The 22,182-nt window shown below is 35.7% G+C and carries 17 protein-coding genes; 8 read left to right on the forward strand and 9 right to left on the reverse strand.

From position 1 onward, the window contains the following. Nucleotides 1–76: 76 nt before the first annotated feature. From MUW56_RS13695 to MUW56_RS13715, 5 genes are all read right to left on the reverse strand, one after another. Complete coding sequence (locus tag MUW56_RS13695; protein ID WP_292013706.1) at nucleotides 77–916, reverse strand: GLPGLI family protein; 840 nt, start codon at nucleotides 914–916, stop codon at nucleotides 77–79. Continuing rightward, on the reverse strand, nucleotides 894–1,973 hold the full coding sequence (gene gwsS, locus MUW56_RS13700; RefSeq protein ID WP_292013707.1) for a grasp-with-spasm system SPASM domain peptide maturase: 1,080 nt from the start codon (nucleotides 1,971–1,973) through the stop codon (nucleotides 894–896). The genes MUW56_RS13695 and gwsS overlap by 23 nt, the downstream gene beginning before the upstream one ends. Before the next feature lie 175 nt (nucleotides 1,974–2,148). Next, on the reverse strand, nucleotides 2,149–3,051 hold the full coding sequence (gwsG, locus tag MUW56_RS13705) for a grasp-with-spasm system ATP-grasp peptide maturase (RefSeq protein ID WP_292013708.1): 903 nt from the start codon (nucleotides 3,049–3,051) through the stop codon (nucleotides 2,149–2,151). Next, nucleotides 3,048–3,962: a hypothetical protein gene (locus MUW56_RS13710; protein WP_292013709.1), complete on the reverse strand. Its 915-nt coding sequence runs from the start codon at nucleotides 3,960–3,962 to the stop codon at nucleotides 3,048–3,050. Before MUW56_RS13710 ends, gwsG begins: the two co-directional genes overlap by 4 nt. A gap of 97 nt (nucleotides 3,963–4,059) precedes the next feature. Then, nucleotides 4,060–4,248 carry a grasp-with-spasm system A modified peptide gene (locus tag MUW56_RS13715; protein ID WP_292013710.1) on the reverse strand — a complete coding sequence of 63 codons (189 nt, stop codon included), beginning with the start codon at nucleotides 4,246–4,248 and terminating at the stop codon, nucleotides 4,060–4,062. 241 nt (nucleotides 4,249–4,489) lie between these two features. On the opposite strand from MUW56_RS13715, the gene MUW56_RS13720 reads away from it, so the two are divergent. After that, a complete protein-coding gene (locus MUW56_RS13720; protein ID WP_292013711.1) occupies nucleotides 4,490–4,834 on the forward strand; it encodes a helix-turn-helix transcriptional regulator in 345 nt (114 codons plus the stop codon). Nucleotides 4,835–5,436: 602 nt separating this feature from the next. Here MUW56_RS13720 and MUW56_RS13725 read toward each other — a convergent pair. The 4 genes from MUW56_RS13725 to MUW56_RS13740 all read right to left on the reverse strand — a co-directional run bounded on the left by MUW56_RS13725 (nucleotide 5,437) and on the right by MUW56_RS13740 (nucleotide 9,160). Further along, nucleotides 5,437–6,393: a DUF3810 domain-containing protein gene (locus tag MUW56_RS13725; RefSeq protein WP_367118522.1), complete on the reverse strand. Its 957-nt coding sequence runs from the start codon at nucleotides 6,391–6,393 to the stop codon at nucleotides 5,437–5,439. A 91-nt stretch (nucleotides 6,394–6,484) separates the two neighbouring features. Further along, entirely contained in the window at nucleotides 6,485–7,930 is a 1,446-nt protein-coding gene (locus tag MUW56_RS13730) for an MFS transporter (RefSeq protein WP_292013712.1), read from the reverse strand. A gap of 39 nt (nucleotides 7,931–7,969) precedes the next feature. Further along, nucleotides 7,970–8,698 (reverse strand): 1-acyl-sn-glycerol-3-phosphate acyltransferase, encoded by a 729-nt coding sequence (locus tag MUW56_RS13735; RefSeq protein ID WP_292013713.1) that lies wholly within the window; start codon nucleotides 8,696–8,698, stop codon nucleotides 7,970–7,972. Between the two features lie 3 nt (nucleotides 8,699–8,701). Further along, entirely contained in the window at nucleotides 8,702–9,160 is a 459-nt protein-coding gene (locus tag MUW56_RS13740) for a GtrA family protein (RefSeq protein WP_292013714.1), read from the reverse strand. A 342-nt stretch (nucleotides 9,161–9,502) separates the two neighbouring features. On the opposite strand from MUW56_RS13740, the gene MUW56_RS13745 reads away from it, so the two are divergent. The 7 genes from MUW56_RS13745 (at nucleotide 9,503) to MUW56_RS13775 (ending at nucleotide 21,703) form a co-directional block, all read left to right on the forward strand. Beyond that, on the forward strand, nucleotides 9,503–9,766 hold the full coding sequence (locus tag MUW56_RS13745) for a hypothetical protein (protein WP_292013715.1): 264 nt from the start codon (nucleotides 9,503–9,505) through the stop codon (nucleotides 9,764–9,766). Between the two features lie 85 nt (nucleotides 9,767–9,851). Beyond that, nucleotides 9,852–10,703 carry a BadF/BadG/BcrA/BcrD ATPase family protein gene (locus MUW56_RS13750; protein WP_292013716.1) on the forward strand — a complete coding sequence of 284 codons (852 nt, stop codon included), beginning with the start codon at nucleotides 9,852–9,854 and terminating at the stop codon, nucleotides 10,701–10,703. Nucleotides 10,704–10,719: 16 nt separating this feature from the next. Beyond that, on the forward strand, nucleotides 10,720–13,005 hold the full coding sequence (locus tag MUW56_RS13755) for an NADP-dependent malic enzyme (RefSeq protein WP_292013717.1): 2,286 nt from the start codon (nucleotides 10,720–10,722) through the stop codon (nucleotides 13,003–13,005). Nucleotides 13,006–13,184: 179 nt separating this feature from the next. Next, nucleotides 13,185–13,769, forward strand: a complete 585-nt coding sequence (ruvA, locus tag MUW56_RS13760) for a Holliday junction branch migration protein RuvA (RefSeq protein ID WP_292013718.1) — start codon at nucleotides 13,185–13,187, stop codon at nucleotides 13,767–13,769. Nucleotides 13,770–13,826: 57 nt separating this feature from the next. Continuing rightward, entirely contained in the window at nucleotides 13,827–20,864 is a 7,038-nt protein-coding gene (gene sprA, locus MUW56_RS13765; RefSeq protein ID WP_292015415.1) for a cell surface protein SprA, read from the forward strand. A 109-nt stretch (nucleotides 20,865–20,973) separates the two neighbouring features. Beyond that, nucleotides 20,974–21,351 carry a glycine cleavage system protein GcvH gene (gcvH, locus tag MUW56_RS13770; RefSeq protein WP_292013719.1) on the forward strand — a complete coding sequence of 126 codons (378 nt, stop codon included), beginning with the start codon at nucleotides 20,974–20,976 and terminating at the stop codon, nucleotides 21,349–21,351. Nucleotides 21,352–21,376: 25 nt separating this feature from the next. Further along, on the forward strand, nucleotides 21,377–21,703 hold the full coding sequence (locus MUW56_RS13775; RefSeq protein ID WP_292013720.1) for a VanZ family protein: 327 nt from the start codon (nucleotides 21,377–21,379) through the stop codon (nucleotides 21,701–21,703). The last annotated feature ends 479 nt before the right edge of the window (nucleotides 21,704–22,182 follow it).

Raw genomic sequence — 22,182 nt, forward strand, 5'->3', positions numbered from 1 at the left:
ATACTTGATTTTGTGTAATTATTGTTATATTATTTCTTTTGTTTAGTGTAGAATGAAGCTGATTTCATAATCTAACTTAAGGATATTGTACAGCCTCAGAAAGTTCAATAGGATTATTGGTTTGCTTTAAAATGACTTGTTTATTTTTTGTTTGTTCATTAAAATTAGGTGTAATTTCTTTGCCACTTTGATCTACAAACTTTGCTTTAACGTATCCTGATTTAATTTCTCTGTAGGGGTCATTATAATGATCCAAATATAACTTATGTAACTGCTGTAGGTTAACAGGGATTGTTTTTACAGAAAGATTATTGGATGTATAAATATTTTCTTCTTTTTTCTTTAGTTCAAGCAGGTCAAAACTATAGTTTCCTTTAGAGTCTGATATAGAGACGATTAATCCAGGTAAGCCATTGAAAACCGATGGACCTTCACTGATGGGAATATCAACAGCAAACCAAGCTTCCCACTTTCTTCCTTTATAATCCAGTAAAGCTTTCTGGCATTTGTTGTTATTGACCACCTTAATATCACTGGTTATTTTCCATTGTAAAAGAGGCATGGCTTCTTTCAGTTCATATACATCTATTAATATTCTATAGAACTTTGAAATCTGTCCCTGTGTCTTATTCTTGATGGTCATAAACTCATAATCCATAGATTTATGAATTGCTTCACGGCCTAATTTTTCATTTGAAATGAAAGTTGAATCGCTTTTGAACAGTTTATAAGAATAGAATCTGGAAATTCCTCCATCTATGTCAAGAAGCATATTTTTTGTAGTAAGATCTTTTGCTGTGGAATCAGCCTTGAATCGCATAGAGTATATGATCCTGTATTTTTGTGCATGTAGTTTATTATTACTACTAATTGCTAAAAATATAAGAACTACTTTAAGAAAAATTTTGCATTCCATAATATTGTATTGCTTTTTGTTTTAAAGGATTTTTGCTCCATTCTTCCCATTTCCCAGTATAAGGATCATAGCCACATTTTAAAGGTTTCGAAATGTCAAGTCCTTCTTTATTATTATGAGTTTTTTCAGTATAAGCCCTGCAATCGGTACAGATATAGCGAAACTCACAATCCCGACAAGTTTCTATATTTTCTTTCGTAATATTCCAATATTTTTTAAACCCCGGTTTTTTTAATACACTTTCTAGGCTGGTGTTATGAATATTTCCAAAAGTTTCGGGCATTAAAGGACAGTTTTTTATATTACCGTCTACATCAATTCCAATTTTTTTATGTAAACAAGAGTTATGATTGATAGCTTCAAGAACTTTTGTGAGATCAGTATTAAAATATTTTAAATCTACCTTTCCACATGAAGTTATACTTATATTTTCTTTTATGAAATTTACAATAAACCGGAATTCATCTTTAACCTTAAAAGGAGAAACCTTACAATTATAAAAAACCAGATTAAAAATTCTGAATGTTTTTTTATTAAGTTCTTGAATGAAATCTTTGTCAATTATATCGTGATAAGGAGAGAAAATTTCAATCCCGGATAAAACTGAATCTGCAAAGATTTGGTCTATTTGTAGAAAATCTTCAATCGTAAAATGCTTTTTAGTGTGTATCACCAAATATTTTACTCCAAGATTTTCAAGGGATAATTTTACTTTTTCCAAAATAGAAATCTCATTGAGTTCTATAAATAAGTCTGAGATTAAAGAAGAATTGTGATACTCATAAGGAAGAAAAGGAAAGCTTTTATCCCAGCCATTCTCTGTAATAAAACCATATTCTTTTTCTATTAATATATCCAAATATTTCTGAAATATTTCTTTAGATTCATTATCATACTGAGATAAAATATCCTCTATGGAACTAATTTTCAATTCCTCTATGACATCATTTAGTTCTAAAGGGTATACCTCGGATAAATTTCTTTGGAGATCAGAAATTAGAACTCTGCTTGCACCTTTTGTAACTAAAGTATTACTGAATAAATTAAAATGCTTCATAGTAATCTTGTAAGAGCTTTAAACGGTTTTTCACGGATATAAAAATCCGATCGGTATTTTTTAGATTCCAAAAAATATGCTGTATTACTGTTACGTTTTACATTATTTACATTTCCAAATTTTGTTATATATTTAAATGTTAAAGGGAGTTTATGCTTTTCCCCGAATGTATTTTTCATAAATATTCTGCTATTTCTTTTTCCAATGAATAATTGCATATTTTAGATAAATATCCAAATTGTCCTATCGGATTTACCTCCAAAAAATAATACTTATCTCCACTTTTCATAAAATCCAATGAACCGCAGTTAAGATCAAGAATCTGCATCAGGTTATGGACTTTTTCTTCGATCACTTTCGGAAGATTATATCTTACATTTTTATTACGTTTTTCATAATTATAATTTCTAAAATCAACTTTTGTCTGCTCGTCATTTTGAGAAAAAATAGCTATTGACCAACATTTGCCATTTAAATAAAATGTCCTTATCTCAAAGTCCTTTTCAATTTTTTCCTGAAAAAATGTAGGAAAGAAATTTTCAGTTTCGTATTCTTCAACTACCGTTGTAAACATCATTCCATTTGAATTTTTATAAAAAGATTCAAGCATTGGATTTCCTGCTATTGTTTTTACTATCGTTTTCCCCAAAATAACATCATCAGTATTTTCAGCCATATAATAAGGTGGAACATCTAATCCTACTTTCTCCGCTTCTTCCAATACTAAAAGTTTATTTACTAGACTATTGCTTTCTTTATTGATATGTTTTATAGATTCAAGTTTTTTCTTGACATAATCTTCCAGCCAGTGCTGTGCTTCATTCATATTAATATTTATAGAAGTATTCTTATATCGAAGACGTTTAAAATTCAATCCTCCTCTTCTATACCACACACTGCATATTTCATCTAAAAAAAAACGGGTAGAGGAACTTTCTAAAAAGATCCTTTTTTGAATGATTTTAATTTCAAATATTTCATCCTCATGTATTCGAATAAATTTTTTCTCTAATACTAAAAGCCATTTGATAACATCTGTAGTAGAAATATCGTTATTATCAGAAATTATTAATATCATTTTTTATTTAAGTTATTCTTTAAAAATTCTTTTGTTATTTTTCTCCGAACTTTTATGCTTTGTAAGCCAATAAGTCTTCTATTACGGTTGATGTTAATTGGATCTTTGAAGATTTCTTCATCAGTACTTTTTACTCCATAAACAGGCTTTAAATGATTAATCTGGATATGTCTTTCTACCATTTCTGCATAATCTCTTGGCGGAAGATCACCAGACTTTATGTATTCCAGTAATTTTGTCTTGAAATACTCATAATCTTCTATTTGTCCCATGTGGTTTAAGTAAACTAGCATTGGCATAAAGACACCATCATCAGTCTCAAGACCTATTTTTTGCATTGATGGATAACCAAAATTATTAAGTGTCCATTTCAATAATTTAGCATTTTTTCTAAAATTATAAAATGATTGTTGTCCAGTAATTGAATCTTTTGCCTGATCTCTGATAAAAGCAATCCTAAAGGAATCAATAAGTTGCTTATTTAATGATTTTTTCCACTCTACTACTTTTTGTTCTATAGTTATACTATCAATCCCATATTTTTTATATAGTTTGAAAAAATCTGAATCTTCTCGTTTAAACTTCCAATATGGAGCAACTAAAGGGATCAGTTTATATAGACTTTTTTTATTTCCAAAATTTTTATTGTATTTATCAGAAAACTTAATATAGTTTTCATATTCTTCCATTCGCTCATCATTTCTCGGCTGATATTGTCGGAACAGTTTTTTAAATTGTTTTATAGCGGTAAGAGTATCATTCTTTAGTCTATATGTACTATCAATAGAATTTACCCTATTGTAATATGCTATATAGTCAAGCTTATTATTTCGACAGGATGTTAAAATAGAAAAGCTAATTAATAGAAAAACTCCGCTTAGCTGAAAATATATTTTTTTATAATTATTCATTAAGAAAGATTTTTTTATTGATACTCTTGAATATATTAAAACTAAAGAGGCTAAAGAGAAATTCTCTCTTTAGCTTCCCGTAGTTTAAATGATCTGTTTAGTTAGGTTCTGTAATAACTGCTACTAATTTATTGTCTACATATACTCCTGTATCAGAGCCACTGCCCGTTTCATACGTCCATTGTTTACTTGTTTCTCCGGATAACCCACCGCTGATTTTTGCTAAATCATTTAATTTCTTGTTTTCCAATGAAGAGAAATTCTTCATTCCTGTTAACTTTTTCATCTTGTTAAAATTTAAAATTTAATAATTTGTTTTGCCGTATAAACCCCGGCATGGGTCATTTGCTGATCAGCTTATATCTACCTTTGCAGTGTACATCTACAAAGAGCATATATTGCAATGTTGTCTTTCAAAACTATTAATAATTATATCATTGATAAGAGAAAAATTTTGCAATTTTTTGGTTTTTTTTTCTGCAAAATTTGAGCATATTTTGTGTATATTTGCTTAAACCACAAATGATATGATTCAGGAAAAATTAAAAAATCTAAGAAAACATAAGGGTATGTCCCAAGAAAAGATGGCAAAAATATTAGCTACAGATACCTCTAACTATTCCCGTAAAGAGCGTGGAGAGACTAGGATACATGAGGACGAATGGAAAAAACTGGCGGACGCGCTGGAGGTTCCTGTTGAAGAAATAAAAGAAGATGATAATAAATTTTCTTCTAATTTTGATAGCTCCACTTTTAACGATCATGCAAGTGGAAATGTAAATTATTATAATATTCCCAATTCCATAATAGACAGCTTGCAGGATTATATAAAAATATTAAAGGAACAGAACGAATTGCAAAAAGGGAGATAGAAGAGCTAAAATCTAAAATCAAATAATATTTTCTTTTGTAAAAAGATTTGATCACAACTAAATAAAGTAAGTAAAAATCTTCTTAAAAAGAGTTTGAGAAAAACAAAAAAATCTGTTTCACAATTTATGAAACAGATTTTTTTGTTTTAAATTATTAATACAATTTTTACTTAGCTAAATTCAAAACTGGAGAAATCATTTAAGATTTGCAAAAGGAATTTGTAACAGTATAAATTTTAATCTTATTTTGAAAATAACTCTAATTTTTTTAAAACCAACAACAAATAAATTCTCAATATTTTATTATTAAACAATTGTTTGGTTTTGTGTGTTTTTGATATTATTTTGAATTTTAACAGGGATTGATTATTTTGGTCATTTTTATATATTAAAATTTATATTTTCTGGTGCTAAACTCAAAAAAACTTAAAAAAGCATAAAGTTTTCTTAAAGTTTTAAAAAAGAGGAAAAATGTTTTTGTATTTCTAAAATATGTTGTACTTTTACAACGCCTTGAATGAGGGAACAAGTCAAGGTAATAAATTTTTTTTCATCATTTGTGTTTTTAGAATCGTATCGCCTGATACGATTCTTTTTTTGTTTTACTTTTCGTAATTTAAAAGGAGATCTATAAAGTAAGAATAGGTAACCGAACCTTCCTGCTGATTGCTTTTTAGGAATAGATTGTTGGTGAACCCAAAGAAATCATCCAGCCATCCCTGATGACTGAGAATAAAAGCTTTTTCATAAGCCCGGTCTCTTTTCATGGCAGGAGAATAATGATCAAGGGCTGATTTTACAAAGTCAGGATCATGCACAGAAATGAACCTCAGAAGACTCTTTAAGGTAAAATACTCTGTACTGTATCTCAAATCCATATTACCGGAATCAATACCGGTTAAATATCCTACAAAATTAGCTTCCTGCTCTCTGGCAAAACCAAGCTGATGGGAGCTTTCATGTGCTGTGGTGAAGGGAATGAAAGTAGATGGTAATTCAGCGTTATATTGGGCTTCTGCCGTAAAAGGATTATAGTACCCTAATATTCCGGTAAAACTCATTACACTTTTAAATAAACTGGGTTTAATTGCAGAAATCTGCGGCACTTTTTTATCTGAAATATAGGTGGGTAACCTGGTCTGCTGATGAAGGATTTCCTGCCGTATAGACTTCAGATCAGTAATGACAAATACACCGTGCTGGTTTTCTTTGACCAGCTGACGCGTTATTTTACATTTCTCAAGATAATGCAGCGCTGCTATTTTGGCTCTGTTCAGTTCAGGAGCTTCCTGGCGGGATAGCTTTTTGATGATTGGGGTCTGGAAGTACAGCATTCCCCAGAATATCTGATAGGTAAAATAAAAGATGTTGATAAGGACCAGTAGTCTTATCATAGCGCCGTTTCTGCTTCTCTTATTCAGTAATCTGATGAGATAATACAAAAGGAAAATACCTGAAATGATGTAGATCAGATCACCCATAGAAAAAGGGATACGGCTGAACAGGGTCTGATGTGGGGCTTTCTGAAGTTCAAAGAAAGCTTCAAAAAGGGAAATCATCAGCTTTGATTTTGAGAACATATAAAACAAAAGAAATTGGGCAAGTAATACACCTGCCCAAAATCTCTTCTTCTTATATATTGTTTTTATCTTAATGACCACTTCCTTTAGATATTTTATCCAGATCAATTCCTTGAGCTTTTAGAATTCCGCTTACACGAATTGCATAGAATGCAAGATAAGCAAAACATATGACTCCCACGATATAACTGAAATGAATATTGGTAAGATCTGCTATATAACCTTGTATAAAGCTTACAATACCTCCTCCCATAATCATCATGATAAGATATCCTGATCCCTGATTGGTATGTTTTCCAAGCCCGTTGATAGCCAGGGCAAAGATACACGGCCACAATGTAGAACAGAAAAGACCTACGCTGGTAAAGGCATAAACAGAAACCATTCCTGTCGTAAACATTCCTATAATTAAAGCGGCGATTCCGGCTGCAGAAAATATCAAAAGCATTCTTGCAGGGTTCCCTTTACTCATAATATCACAGATAATCATGGCAATAATAATGAAACCATAGATGTAGAATGGAGTAAGATCATGCATAGCAATAGCATTTACCAATAAAAATATACCGAATGCAAGGTAAGGAGCTAAAAATCTCAGGATCTTTTTGAATCCGGCGCTAAAGTCAAATGCTTCTACCGCACCGGTCCAACGGCCAATCATCATTGAGGCCCAGTATAATGAAATATAAGGTGCCACCTCTTTGGTTTCAAAGCCCAGACTTTTTTCCATATAGGCAGGAAGGTTACTTGCGGTGGAAACTTCCACCCCTACATATACAAAGATAGCAATCATTCCCATTATTAATTGTGGATACTGGAAGGCTGAGCTTCTATGTTCTCCCGGAATGGCATCATCCGTATCCGCTATATTGGTTGGCGTCACGGCAGGAAGGGAAGAAAACTTAAGCATTAAAGCAACAAGGACAAAAGCTGCTCCCAGGATAAGATAGGGTATTTTTACACTTTCTATGCTGGCTTCCATATTGGCTGTGCTTGCAGAACCAAAAATAGCAAATGCAACAATAAGCGGTCCTATTGTAGTTCCTAAGTTATTGACTCCACCGGCCATTGTTAACCTCTGAGATCCGGTTTCAGTAGGACCTACCTCAATGGCAAGAGGATTGGCAACAATCTGCTGGAGAGAGAATCCTAAACCTACAATAAATAATCCGGAGATCATTAAAGGAAAAGACCTTAGATTGGCGGCCGGATAAAACAATAGCGTTCCCATGGCGGAAATAAGAAGCCCTATAATAAGGCCATTCTTATACCCAATTTTATTGATCAGATCCTGTTTCAGACCTTTTGATACAATCATATAAATTAAGGAGCCTACAGTATAAGCTACGTAAAAGCATATCTGGACCAGCATACTCTCGGTTTGAGATAAATTAAATGCTTTTTGAAAAACTGGAATCAGAATATCATTACTGGCTGCTACAAATCCCCAAAAGAAGAATACAGTAACCAACGGAATGAATTGAGCCCAATTGGTTTGTTTAGAATAATTTGACATATTTATTATAGATTTCACAAACAAATATAACTATTTCCTTTAAACGGAATACTTTAATAAGGTTTTTTTTATTTCCTTATAAGCGGTTGATTTTAAGTCTCTTGGAAAATCAGAAGGTTCTATGATTCCATTGAAGTACACCTTTACCCTTCCTGGATATCCCTTAGCGTTGTCAAATGGAAACATTTCTTTGAGCCCGATGAAAGTAAACATGGCAATAGGAGAGTGATGTTTAGAAGAGAGGATAAACGGTCCGTCTTTAAATTCCTCCAGAATGACAGAGGTATCATCCGGTACTCCGCCTTCAGGGAAAATGGCAATACTGTTCCCTTCCTCCATTTTCTCTGCACATCTTCTGTATACGTCTGCACGGCTTCTGGCACTGGTCCTGTCTACCATCACACATATTCTTTTATAGATCATTCCGAAAATAGGGATCTTTACAAGCTCTTTTTTTCCTACAAAACATATCGGGTGGTGCGGAAAGAGTATGCAGGTAAGCATGATATCCATAATAGAAGTATGATTTGAGATGAAAACATACTGCTGGTTTTTATCCGGCCTTTGCTCAGAGAGTCTGATCAGATCATATCTGAACCCCATTCCGTAGAACATTCCGAAACACCAGAAACGGATAAACTTATAAGCGTACCTGTAATGCTTTTTGTTAAAGGATAAAATGAAGGTCGGGATTCCCATGATAACTGTTAAGACAAATGCCAGTAACAGCAGCCAGAACCTCCAGAGATAATTTAAAATTTTTGTCACAGCTTAACCGTTAAAAATTACTTTCTTTTTTACAGAATAATTGAGGATGGAAACCAGCAGAATTGCAGCAATTTTGCTGATCATTTCCGGACTCAAGGTATAAAAAATTAAATTGATATTATCCTTGAATATAAAACTGTAAAATACCTGGAAGAAACCTAAACTGAATAAAGTTGAAATGAAAGAGACTCCCATGAAATAAACAAACTCTTTTCTTTTGGAATGCTTTCCTCTTTCAAAAACAAACCAGATGCTCAGAAAATAATTGGTAATGATCCCGCAGCTGGTAGAAAAGATGTTACTTAAAGGATAATGGATACCATGGAAATTGGTTTCTCTGGTAAGAAGCTGGGGCAGATAAGTGCTGAATATTTTAAAGCTGCCTATCTCTACAATAGCACTAAGTCCTCCAGCTATAATGAAGAACAAAACCTGTTTCTGGCGTGTGAGTATTTCTTTCATTTAATTAATTAAAAACTTTACATATTATGCTGACTATTCGAATATTGTAAGTATAAATTACTGTAATATCGATTAACAGGAGCCTGTTTTTCCTGTTGATCATAATGAAGTCTCATCATATGAACTGCAAATTTATAACTATATGTTAAACACTGAAAAAAGTTGTTAAAATATTTTTTTAAATAAAAATTATTTCTAAATTTAATAATCTAAACGATGCCATAATAACCTGATAATAAATTCATTTTCAACTTCTTGTGTTGATGGTTTTTTCTATCTTGTAATGCGTGCTTAAGGCATACGACTCCAGCATTTTATGATTCACTTTATAATAATATTTGTATGAAACGCCAAAATCAATACAGAAAATTTCAGCTTCAACAAAAAAATATTGAGGCTCTTGAGAAAGAAAATTCCCGCTTCAAAAGAGTGTATTCTGAATATGAAAATATGTCTAACGAACTTTGGAATCTTGAAAGCTCCAGCGGTGAACCCGTACCGGATGATTTTATCAATGCAATGGTATTACAGGCTTCCTATCTGGAAGATGAGATTGAAGATTGGCTTTTGCAATTCAACGAAAACAAAACTGATATAAAACATTAGTGATTTTAGACAGCTTCCTGTTTGTTTTTAAATGCTAATTGAAGATAAATTCATAATTTAGCACCCTTAAATTAAATTCTAACATATGGTTGCTATTGTAGATAGTGGTTCTACTAAATCGGATTGGGTGATACTCGATGACTTTAAAAAAGTTTTTCTGAAGACAGAAACGATCGGTTTCAATCCGAATTTTATCAACAAGGAACTCATCGCTCCTGAAATAGAGAAAAACAGCAATCTAATATTGGTCAGAAACTCAATTACCAAGATCTTTTTCTACGGTTCCGGGTGCGGAGTACAAAAAAACTGCGAAACCATAGAAAATGAACTTAAGAAAGTATTTGGTAAAGCGGAGATTGTCGTAAAAGAGGATCTTATGGCGGCTGCTTATGCTGCATACAGCGGAAAGCCTGCTATCGTATGTATCCTGGGGACAGGATCAAATTCTTGTTTTTTTGACGGTAAAGATCTTAAGATCGAATTGCCTTCTCTCGGTTTCCTTATTGGAGATGAAGGAAGTGGCAGTGCGATCGGAAAACAACTGGTCCGAAGATATTTTATGAAGAAACTGCCTGCAGACCTTCATGAGGAATTTGAATCGGATTATCACCTTACTATAGATGATGCATTGAAAAATATGTATCACGCGCCAAGGCCCAATGCTTATCTGGCCAATTTCAATAAATTTGTTATCGAAAGGAAAGATCATCCTTATTTGAAGGAGATGGTTTTTGAAGAGATGAAAAGTTTCTTCGAATACCAGGTCCTGCCTTATGATGAAGCAAAAGAAGCAGAGATTAATTTCATCGGCTCTATTGCTTATTATTACGAAAATATACTACGTTCTGTTGCGGCAGAACTTCATTTAAATGTGGGACATGTTGTTCAGAAACCAATTGAAAGCTTAGTTGATTACCACATTAAATATATACTCTAACAAAAAACAAAATCTTATGTCAAGTAACAACAATCGCGACGAAAAGAACTTTAGCCAGGCCGCGTTAGATTATCATAAAGCAGAGCCCAAAGGAAAAATCGAAGTTATCCCGTCAAAGCCACACTCTTCACAAAGAGATTTGTCATTGGCATATTCTCCGGGGGTAGCTGTTCCTTGTATGGAAATCCACGATAAACCCGAAACGGTGTATGATTATACAGGAAAAGGAAACCTGGTAGCGGTAATCTCTAACGGTACCGCGGTACTGGGGTTGGGAGACATCGGGGCAGAAGCTTCAAAGCCGGTAATGGAAGGAAAAGGTCTTTTATTCAAGATCTTTGCCGATATCAATGTTTTTGATATTGAGATCAATGAAAAGGACCCGGATAAATTTATTGAAATCGTAAAAGGGATTGCCCCAACTTTCGGAGGGATCAATCTTGAAGATATTAAGGCTCCTGAAGCATTTTATATAGAACAAAAACTGAAAGAGGAATTGAATATTCCTTTGATGCATGATGACCAGCACGGAACAGCCATCATTTCTGCAGCTGCATTGATCAATTCCCTGCAGATTGCCAATAAGAATATTGACGAGGTGAAAATGGTGGTCAATGGAGCCGGAGCAGCTGCCATTGCCTGTACCAAGCTTTATATTTCATTGGGACTGAAAAGAGAAAACGTCCTGATGTGTGACAGTAAAGGAGTAATTAATCACAAAAGAGAAAACCTTACTCCTGAAAAATTAGATTTTATTGCTCAAACGGATAGTGAAACATTAGAAGATGCCGTAAAAGGATCTGATGTTTTCGTAGGACTGTCTAAAGGAAACGTGATGACTCCGGAAATGCTGTTGAGCATGAACGACAATCCTATTGTATTCGCTTTAGCAAATCCGGATCCTGAGATTGCTTATGATCTGGCTATCGAAACCCGCAAAGATGTCATCATGGCAACGGGAAGAAGCGACTATCCTAACCAGGTTAACAATGTATTAGGTTTCCCTTATATCTTCCGTGGAGCGCTGGATGTTCAGGCTACAGGAATTAATGAAGAGATGAAGCTGGCAGCGGTACATGCCATTGCTGATTTGGCAAAAGAACCTGTACCTGAAGCTGTGATTTTGGCATACAATGTTCAGAATCTGCAATTCGGAAGAGAATATTTTATTCCAAAACCATTTGACAACAGGTTGATTACCAAAGTGTCCAGTGCTGTTGCAAAAGCGGCGATGGAAAGCGGAGTAGCAGGAAAAACAATTGCTGATTTTGAAGAGTACGAGCACCAGCTGCTGGACAGAATGGGAAGAGATGAAAGGCTGGTAAGAATGATGCAGAGCCGCGCAAAGTCTAACCCGAAACGAATCACTCTTGGAAATGCTGAAGAATATAACGTATTAAAGGCAGCTCAGATTCTTTATGAAGAAGGAATTGCTTATCCAAGCCTTTTGGGAGATAAAAAATACATCAAGGAGCAGATGGAACGTTACGGGATCAACCTGGATATTCCAATCATTGACCCAAGTGATGATGATCAGAAAGAAAACAGAAAAAAATACAGAGAAACGCTTTGGAAACTTCGTCAGAGAAAAGGAATGAACGAATACAAAGCGAAGAGATTTGTACGCCAGAGAGATTATTTCGGACCTCTAATGCTGAAACATGGTGATACAGATGGTCTTATCGTAGGATTTTCTAAAAATTATACTTCGGTATTACGCCCTGTCTTGGAAATCATTGAAAAAGATAAAGGAGTAGACAAAGTTGCGGCAATGATGATGATTCTTTCTGAAAAGAAACCTATTTTCTTTGCAGATACATCAATCAACCAGAATCCTACTGCTGAAGATCTTGTGAATATTGCTAAAATGGCAGAATTTACCGTAAGGTCTTTTGCTATTGAACCGAGAATTGCAATGCTTGGATTTGAAAACTTTGCTGCCATTTCGGATACTTCTAAAAAAGTAGCTAAAGCAGTAAGCATCCTTCATGAAAAATATCCTAAAATGATTGTAGATGGCGAAATTCAACCGGATTTTGCAATGAATGCAGATCATTTGAGTGATTATCCTTTCTCCAAATTAGGGACGACTCCTGCCAATACCTTTATCTTCCCGAATCTGGAAAGTGCAAACCTTTCCTATAAAATAATCAGAGGAATGAAAGTAGCACAGGTTATAGGCCCGATCTTAATGGGGCTAAAGCAGCCGGTACACGTACTTCAGATGCGTTCAAGCGTAGATGAGATTGTAAATCTTGCAACCATTGCTGTTCTTGACGCTCAGAGAAGAGAGAAAAAATAAATGAAAATCGATTATAAATCGATTGTAAATATGTAAAAGACTCCAGATTTTTGGAGTCTTTTATTTTTGTGTTAATTTCTTAAACTTTAATTTAAAATTTAAGTTAAAAATCATTCGTACGTGAAATGAAAATATTAATTAGTTTAAATTGCTATATTTGGGAGTTTTAAAAATTAATAATGATATTTTCTTTACAAGGCACCGTTCAGGAACTTACGCCTACCTACGCAGTAATCAATGTACAAGGAGTTGGTTACTATGTGGGTATCAGTCTAATGACCTCACAGACGCTGGTTTTGAATCAGCAGACCTTTTTATTTATCCAGCAGATTATCCGGGAAGATGCTCATCTTCTTTTTGGATTTAACACTCGTTCAGAAAAAGAAATGTTCAATCTGTTAATAAGCGTTAATGGAGTAGGAGCCGTTTCAGCTCTTATTTTACTGTCAACATTGAGCCTTGACGAGATCGCTTCAGCAGTCCTTTCAAAGAACAGTGCATTGATTCAAAAAGCAAAAGGGATAGGTGCAAAAACTGCCGAAAGAATTATTGTGGATCTTAAAGATAAAGTCCAGAAATTCAGCGGTCCGGCAGAGAATATTTCTGCCTTTACGGATAATAAAATTAAGGAAGAATCGTTATCTGCATTAGAAGTTTTAGGGATTCCTAAGCGAATGAGCGAGAAGATTGCTGACAGAATATTGAAACAGAATCCCAACATCACGGTGGAGGAATTGGTTAAACAAATTTTAAAAAACATTTAACATTTGGTGGCGAATAACAAGCATTTTAACATATTTTTGTTCCTGTCGTTCCTCTGTATGTCTGTAAGTGCTTTTGCACAGCAGCAGAAAACAGATACACTGATCATCAGAAAGGAATATGAAGTGGCTGACCCTACGAGGTATGAGGCCTACTACGACATAAAAACCGGGATGTACTATGTCTATCCTAAAATTGGGAACACCATTACCGGTCCTCCTACAGCCATGTCTCCGGAAGAGTATAAAGAATATATGCTGGCTACCCAGACGAAAGCATATTACAAAGAAAAATCTGACAAATACAGCCTTCTTTTCAGAAGAGACAGAACCGATGCCCGTAAAAAGGGGCTGATTCCATCTTTACAGATTAACAACAAACTTTTCGAAACCATATTCGGAGGGAATAAAATTGAAATCATTCCTTCGGGATACGCTTCCCTGGATTTTGCCGGACTTTATCAGAAAATAGATAACCCGATGATCTTGCCGCAAAACAGGACCAGCTTTACCTTTGATATTAACCAGAGGATTCAGCTGGGATTATTGGGGAAAGTGGGCGAGAACCTTCAGTTAAAAGCCAATTATGATACGCAGAGTGGTTTTGCCTTTGAAAACAGGATGAATCTTGTATGGCAGGCAAAAGGTAGCTGGAAAGATCTTCAGAGCAAAGGTCTTGGAAATGTGGATAAACCGAATGCCGGAGGGGAAGATAAAATCATCAAAAGAGTTGAATTCGGTAATGTAAATATGCCGTTATCAACAAGTTTGATCCGCGGGTCACAGTCCTTATTTGGGGTGAAAACAGAATTCCAGTTGGGAAAAACCTATGGAACAGTTGTCCTTTCCCAACAACAGGGAGAAGCCCGGAATATTGTTGTACAGGGTGGTGGCGTAGTGAATAATTTTAAGGTCAACGCCATTGATTATGAAGAAGATCAGCATTACTTTTTAGGGCATTACTTCCTTGATAAATATGATACCTCATTACTCAATTATCCGCAGATTAACTCTAAAATCAATATCACAAGGCTGGAAGTATGGGTCTTGGATCAGGGAAACAGCAATCTGGCTTACCAAAAAAGTATTATCGGGATCAGGGATCTGGGAGAGGCTACAGGAGTACTCCCGGATAACTCTCTGAACGGATTGTATGATGCCGTATCTACGGCAGCAGGAACAAGAGAAGCAGGTAAGAATTATACTGAACTTTTCCAGGGGAAGACTTTCCCGGGAAGTGCACAACCTTATGATAATGGTGAACAATATATCTATAATACAAAAGCAAGGAGGCTGAACTCCAATGAGTTTGTGTTCCAGCCACAGCTAGGATACATCTCGTTAAATCAAAAGCTTAATCCTACCCAGCTTTTGGCAGTTTCATATTCTTATACAGTTAACGGAAGCAATAAAGTATACAAAGTCGGAGAGTTCTCTGAAGAAAGTCCTGTATTGATTACTAAAGTCCTGAGAGTAAACAACAAGGTAAATACAGAATCTCCAATGTGGGACCTGATGATGAAGAATGTCTATTCATTAGATGCCGGACAGGTGGCTCAGGATGGTTTCATCCTTAATGTATATTACAGGGATCAGAAAACAGGAGGTAAGGTAAACTATCTTCCGGACACTCCTGTAAAAGATCAGAATCTATTGAAATTATTCAATTGGGACCGGCTTAATATGAACGGCGATATTCAGAATAATAAGGATGGTTCCAAGGGAGACGGAATTTTTGATTTTGTTAATGGGATTACAATCAGACCGGAAACAGGAAGAATTATCTTTACTAAGGTGCAGCCTTTTGGAAATTATATGCAGAGCTTAGTGGGGAATGATCCCAAATATGTTCTTCACGACTTGTATGATAAGCAGAAACTCCCACAATCACCTTTACCTCAATGGTATACCATAGAAGGTCGGTATAAAGGAACCCAAGGGCAGGGTATCTCTTTAGGGGCTGTAAATGTTCCGCAGGGATCTGTAAAGGTTTCCGCCAATGGGGTACAGCTTAATGAAGGGGTCGACTATACGGTCGATTATATGTTGGGAACAGTAACAATCATCAATGAAAATGTAAAGCAATCAGGGCAAGCCATTAATATTTCATTGGAAAACCAATTAACCTTTAATACACAGCGAAAAAGATTCCTGGGATTGAATCTGGAAAGAAGGTTTAACGAAAACTTTATTTTAGGAGGAACTGTGGTTAACTATTCTGAATCCCCGCTTACCCAGAAAGTAAATTACGGACAGGAAGCAGTTAATAATACAATGGCAGGAATTAACCTGATGTATAATAATCAGCTTCCTTTTCTGACAAGACTTACTGATAAACTACCGTTGGTGAAAACTGAAGCACCTTCCAATCTGAATTTCAAAATGGAGGCGGCTTATTTACTTCCGGGCTTGAATAAGGGCACAAATGATCAGTCATATATTGATGATTTTGAACAGACTACTTCTAAAATATCCTTAAAAGAACCTGCTGCATGGAGTCTGGCATCAAGACCGGAGAAAAATAAGTCGGCACCTTTCAATGGGACTCCTCCTAATGATGATTTAACGAGTGGCTATGGAAGAGGACTCTTAACATGGTATAATATTGATCCAAGATTCTGGGGCATTGGAGGTAAAGCGCCTGGTGGAATTACGCCGCAGTCTGTATCCAATCATGCCTCAAGAAGAGTCCAGCTATCAGAGATTTATAACAACAGAGATTTTGTAGCAGGAGAACAGATCTATACCAATACCTTTGATATATCTTATTTCCCCAAAGAAAAGGGGCCATATAATGTAAATACAGCAACAGAAATGGCACAGAGCAGATGGGCAGGGATTATGAGGCCGATCAGTGTATCCAACTTTATAAGCTCAAATATCGAGTATGTTGAATTCTGGATGATGGATCCCTATGCAGATGGCAAGCAGCTGGGGGCTAACCCAAAACTTTTATTACATTTAGGAAACGTTTCTGAAGACATTCTGAAAGATGGGAAAATGCAGTATGAGAATGGTCTTCCAACTCCGGGTACACCATCAACTACTACCAGCTCCAATTGGGGTACACAGCCAAAACAGCCTCCTATTCTGTATGCTTTCTCCAGTGAAGGGGATGATAGAAGAATACAGGATGTGGGATATGATGGATTAAGCTCGGATCAGGAATCCATGAGATTCGGAAATACATTTGTAAATCCGGTGACCAATATTGTAGACCCTGCAGTAGATGATTTTGTATTCTATCTTTCTGATAAATTTACAGGTAGCCAGGCAGCTTCCCTTGTCGAACGGTACAAATACTTTAGAAATCCGGAAGGAAACTCAGAAGCAAATTCACTGAATGTGTCTTCCCAAACTCCCGATGCAGAAGATATCAACAGAGATTATAACCTTGATCAGACAGAAAATTACAACCAGTATGTTGTAAATCTTGATCAGGCAAGTTTAACATTAGGAGCAGATAACAATATTGTAGATGTAAAAACAGTAAAAGCTACTTTCCAGAATGGGCAGTCTTCAGATGTAAAATGGTTCCTGTTCAGAATACCGGTTTCCAAATTTGATAAAAATGAAGGAACAGCTGAAGGATCTGTACTAAATAATGTAAGATTTGCAAGATTAATGCTGACGGGATTTGAGCAAACTTCTACTTTAAGATTCGGTACGTTGGATCTTGTAAGATCAGACTGGAGAAAATATTCCAAGAATCTTGCCACGTATGTTGGAACAAATACAACTCCTGGTGTGGATCCTGCTAAAGATGAAGGAAGCATGGAAGTAAATACAGATGACCTTGAAGTGGGAAGTGTAAATATTGAAGAAAATGCATTTAATCAGCCTCCTTATGTATTGCCTCCGGGTATAGACAGACAAGTATTGAGTGGAAATGCTGGTGCACAGAGACAGAATGAAGCTTCTTTGTATATGAAAACAGATAAGCTTTCAAATGGTCAGTCAAGAGGGGTATTTAAAAATACAACATTGGATATGAGAAGATATAAAAAGCTTAAACTTTTTGTACATGCTCACGATCCGTTGAACAGAACTATAGGATTGGATGAGAAAACCAAATTCTTTATCCGTTTTGGAACCGATGCTACAGACAACTATTATGAATATGAAACGTCTCTGAAAATGACTCCAACTACAGCAACGGCTCCAATGGAAATATGGCCAATGGAAAATGAGGTTGAGTTTGATGTTCAGAATTTTGTTGATGCAAAAATAAGAAGGGATAAAAATAATTCTGGAAAGATTGCGGAAAGGGTTTTGGATAATGTTTTTGAAGGAGGAGAATATGCTAAAAGAATCTATATTAAAGGGCGTCCAAGCTTAGGAAATATTACAACAATTATGATAGGTGTTAGAAATGGTGTCGAAAGAATAGGACCTCCAACTAGCATTGATAGGATTCTTTGGGTCAACGAGATCCGTTTATCTGAGATTGAAAATGACGGGGGATATGCAGGAAATGCAAGCTTAAATTTCAATTTAGGGGATTTCGCAACGATTAATACCAGTGCTTCCTATACCTCTGTAGGTTTTGGAAATATTGACTCGAAACCTGCTGAAAGAAACCAGTCTACTCAATCCGCGTTCAGTATCAATACAGCGATCAATGTAGATAAATTATTACCTGAAAAAAGCGGAATGAAAATTCCATTGAACTATTCATATTCCCAGACGATCGAAGATCCGAAATATAATCCTCTGGATACTGATGTTGAGTTTAGTAAAGCGCCGAATAAAGAACAGTTGAAGAAAGTGGCAAGAACTTATACGCAACAGAGAAGTATCGGGGTCGTTAATATGCGTAAAGAAAGGGTAAATCAGAATAAGAGACCAAAATTCTATGACATTGAAAACGTTTCAGTAACTGCGGTTTATAATGATGATTATTTCAGGGATATCTATACGAAGAAGAATTATAGACAATATCTGAGAGGGTATATTGATTATAATTATACCTTTAAGCCATGGGTCATCAAGCCTTTTAATAAAATGATCAGCGATACGGCAAAATCAGCCAAATACCTGAGATGGGTTAAGGAGTTCAACTTTAATCCGATTCCGACAAGATTGGCATTCCGAACTGAGATCGACAGAAACTATAATGAGCTTGAGTTTAGAAACATTGAAGCTATTTTAGGAGGAAATGCCGGTGGTGATTTTGAAACTCTTAGGAACAGGAACTTTTACTTTGGCTGGCAGTATGGATTAGGATTCAATTTTACAAAGTCATTGAAATTGGAAATTAATTCCGCCACCAGAACCCTGAATGATAATGTGGATGTGAATACAATGGACAATAAGTCTATCTTCGGTAATGTTTTCAGAGCCGGAAGGCCGGTGTTGTACAATCACAGAGTGCAGTTAAATTACAAATTACCATTCCAGTATCTTCCTTATTTAGACTTTATTGATGCTGAACTGGGATATGGATTTACTTACAATTGGAATGCAAGAAGTACCGCTCAATACAGCTTCATTAATCCTGATACACAAAGAGAGGAAAGTTTGGGATCTATAGGGCAGAATACAAATGTTATCCAGGCTACAGCTACAGCAGACATTCCGAAGTTCTTCGGACAGTTTAAATATTTTAAAAATATTTCAGCAAAACTGCAGAAGCGTAAACAGGAGATCGATTCCCTGAATAATGTTTATACTCAGCAGTGGTCAAAGAACAGATACCGGTATAAAAATTATAAGTTTAAAAATAGGCTGACGGTACTTCAAAGTGCTGCATTCTTCCTGACCTCTTTTAAACAATTGGATGTTAATTATTCAGAGAACAACGGGACGGTACTTCCAGGGCTGTTATCTGCACCGAACTGGTATGGTTACGGACAAACATTGGGAGGTCCCACCATCGGATTCTTAGTAGGATCTCAGGCAGATATCAGAAGAACTGTTATGGAAAATGGATGGGTAAGTAATTCTACTTATATGACAGATCCGTACGTAAGGATGTCCACAAAAGAATTAAGGGCTAACCTTCAGATTGTTCCTATGAACGATTTCAGGATTGACCTTAACATATTGCATAATTATAACAGGAATTTTACTCATACTGGATTTAACTACACAAATGGTGGAGTTGCCAATCCGGATTACACATTTGCAAATGATCTGATTACTTACTCTAATTCCACAATGCTTCTGAGCACGTCATTTAAAGACGGACAGGCGGTTTACCAGGCGATCAGAGCGAATGCGCAGGTATTGTCCAGACAACTCGGCGGACCCAATGCAGTCATTACCAATGATGGATTTGCAGAGCATTACAGTATTTCTAATGCATATGTTTTAATTCCAGCATTCAGGGCTGCTGTCGAAGGTAAATCAGTAAAAGAAATGAGTAATCCTAAAAAGGCTGGCTTCCCGTTACCAAACTGGAGAGTTACCTACTCGGGATTAAGAAATATTCCAATGATCAACGGACAATTTACAAAGTTTGATATCCTGCATGGATATACTGCAACGTACACAGCTACGGGAGTTCAGTCCAGTATTGATTATTTTAACAGTCTTAGCAATCCGGATGCTGTATTTGATGTTAATAATGATTATATCAATCCATTTACATTTGCTCAGGTGGGATATGTAGAATCTTATGCACCGCTTATCGGGATAGATGTTACAATGAGAAACAATATGCAGTTCGGGTTACAGTACAATAAAAACAGAATGTTGGTACTGGGGTTGGTAAACCATACTTTGACTGAAGATTCGAATACTGAATATGTGGTAAGGTTAGGATACATTGTTCGAAACTTTAGGCTTGGAATGGCGAATGTCAGAGGGGCAAGAGGAAAAGGAAGCGATCTTAATATCAGAGGAGATATTTCATTGAGAGACAGCAAGACCTCTATCATGAATATCCTGTTAAACGATTCCCAGGTAACAGGAGGGCAGAAGCTTTTAAACATTAAACTGTCAGCAGACTATAATGTTTCTGAGAATCTAAACCTGAGGGTATTCTACGAACAGATGACCTCCAAATATAAAATCTCTACGGCGTTCCCATTGTCAACGATCAGAGCAGGTATTTCTGCAACGTTTACATTCGGCGAAAATGGTGGTGGTTTCTAGAAAATAGTGACAAACTTACATGTCCTTCAATTTTGAAGGACATTTTTTATATTCAATATTTGAAGCTAGTATTATTTTGAATACATTTGTACAAAATAAAAATTAAAAAATGAACACACCATCAGAATTAAAGTACACTAAAGATCACGAATGGATCAAGATCGAAGGTAATGTGGCTACAATCGGGATTACAGACTTTGCTCAGGGAGAACTTGGAGACATCGTATATGTAGATGTAGATACAGTAGATGATGATCTTAATGGCGGAGATGTTTTCGGAAGTGTAGAAGCGGTAAAAACTGTTTCAGATTTATTCTTACCTCTTTCAGGGAAGGTTATTGAATTTAATTCAGAATTAGAAGACCAGCCGGAACTGTTGAATACAGACCCTTATGGAAACGGATGGATTATTAAATTGGAAGTTGCTGATGGGGCAGATCAGTCTGAATTGCTTTCTGCAGAAGATTACCAGGCTATCATTGGATAAAATTTCAAAAATATTTAGTAAGATCTTGCCCATTTATTGGGCATTTCTTACTTATATGCTTCTCAGGCCGGGAGAAGAGAATCATGAATATTGGTTTATGTTCTCCGGGATCGACAAGGTGTTGCACCTGAGCATATTTGCAGCCTTAGGATTCTCTTTCGTGGCTGCATTTCCTAAAATTAAATTCTCATACTTTTTTCAGATCATCCTTATATATGCTTTCCTTACTGAAATTCTACAGGAGGAAATGGGACTGGGAAGATCTATGGAAACCCTGGATATTGTAGCCGATGCTATGGGATGTCTGCTGGGGTACTATCTATATAAAGTATTGATCAACCGTTTTTTCTGAACAGAACCTCAGTTGGAGCGTGCAGAATATTCGTCTGACATCTTTTTTCAGCTTGATTCTTTTATAAGGAGCTTTTTCCCGCTATCCACTCATACTCCTCACGCCGTGGCTTCCCACATCTGAACCTTCCCACGCTGTCTCTTGTTGCGGGGTAACCGTTACTATCGGGGCTAGGATATGCAATATAAACAGAAGTCTCTAAACCCAGCAATATCCTGTTGATAAACAGTTCCACTTCAAATGCGATGAGGTTCGTTGATATAAACTGCAAAAAGGAATATCCTTAGAGTATATATAAGGAAACAGCAATATAAAGCAGTTAAAATACAATTTCGACTGTTGTGGATAACTATAATAGGTGTATAATATTTTATAATTCAGCTATTTACAATCTTTCTTTTCCACGATAGGTATTTTTAAGTTAAATAAATTTGTTTGGTATGGTTAAGTTGGCTTACCTTTGCCCCACTGAAAACGAG

Origin of the sequence: Chryseobacterium sp. (genome assembly GCF_022869225.1) — a bacterium.
Taxonomy (GTDB): domain Bacteria; phylum Bacteroidota; class Bacteroidia; order Flavobacteriales; family Weeksellaceae; genus Chryseobacterium.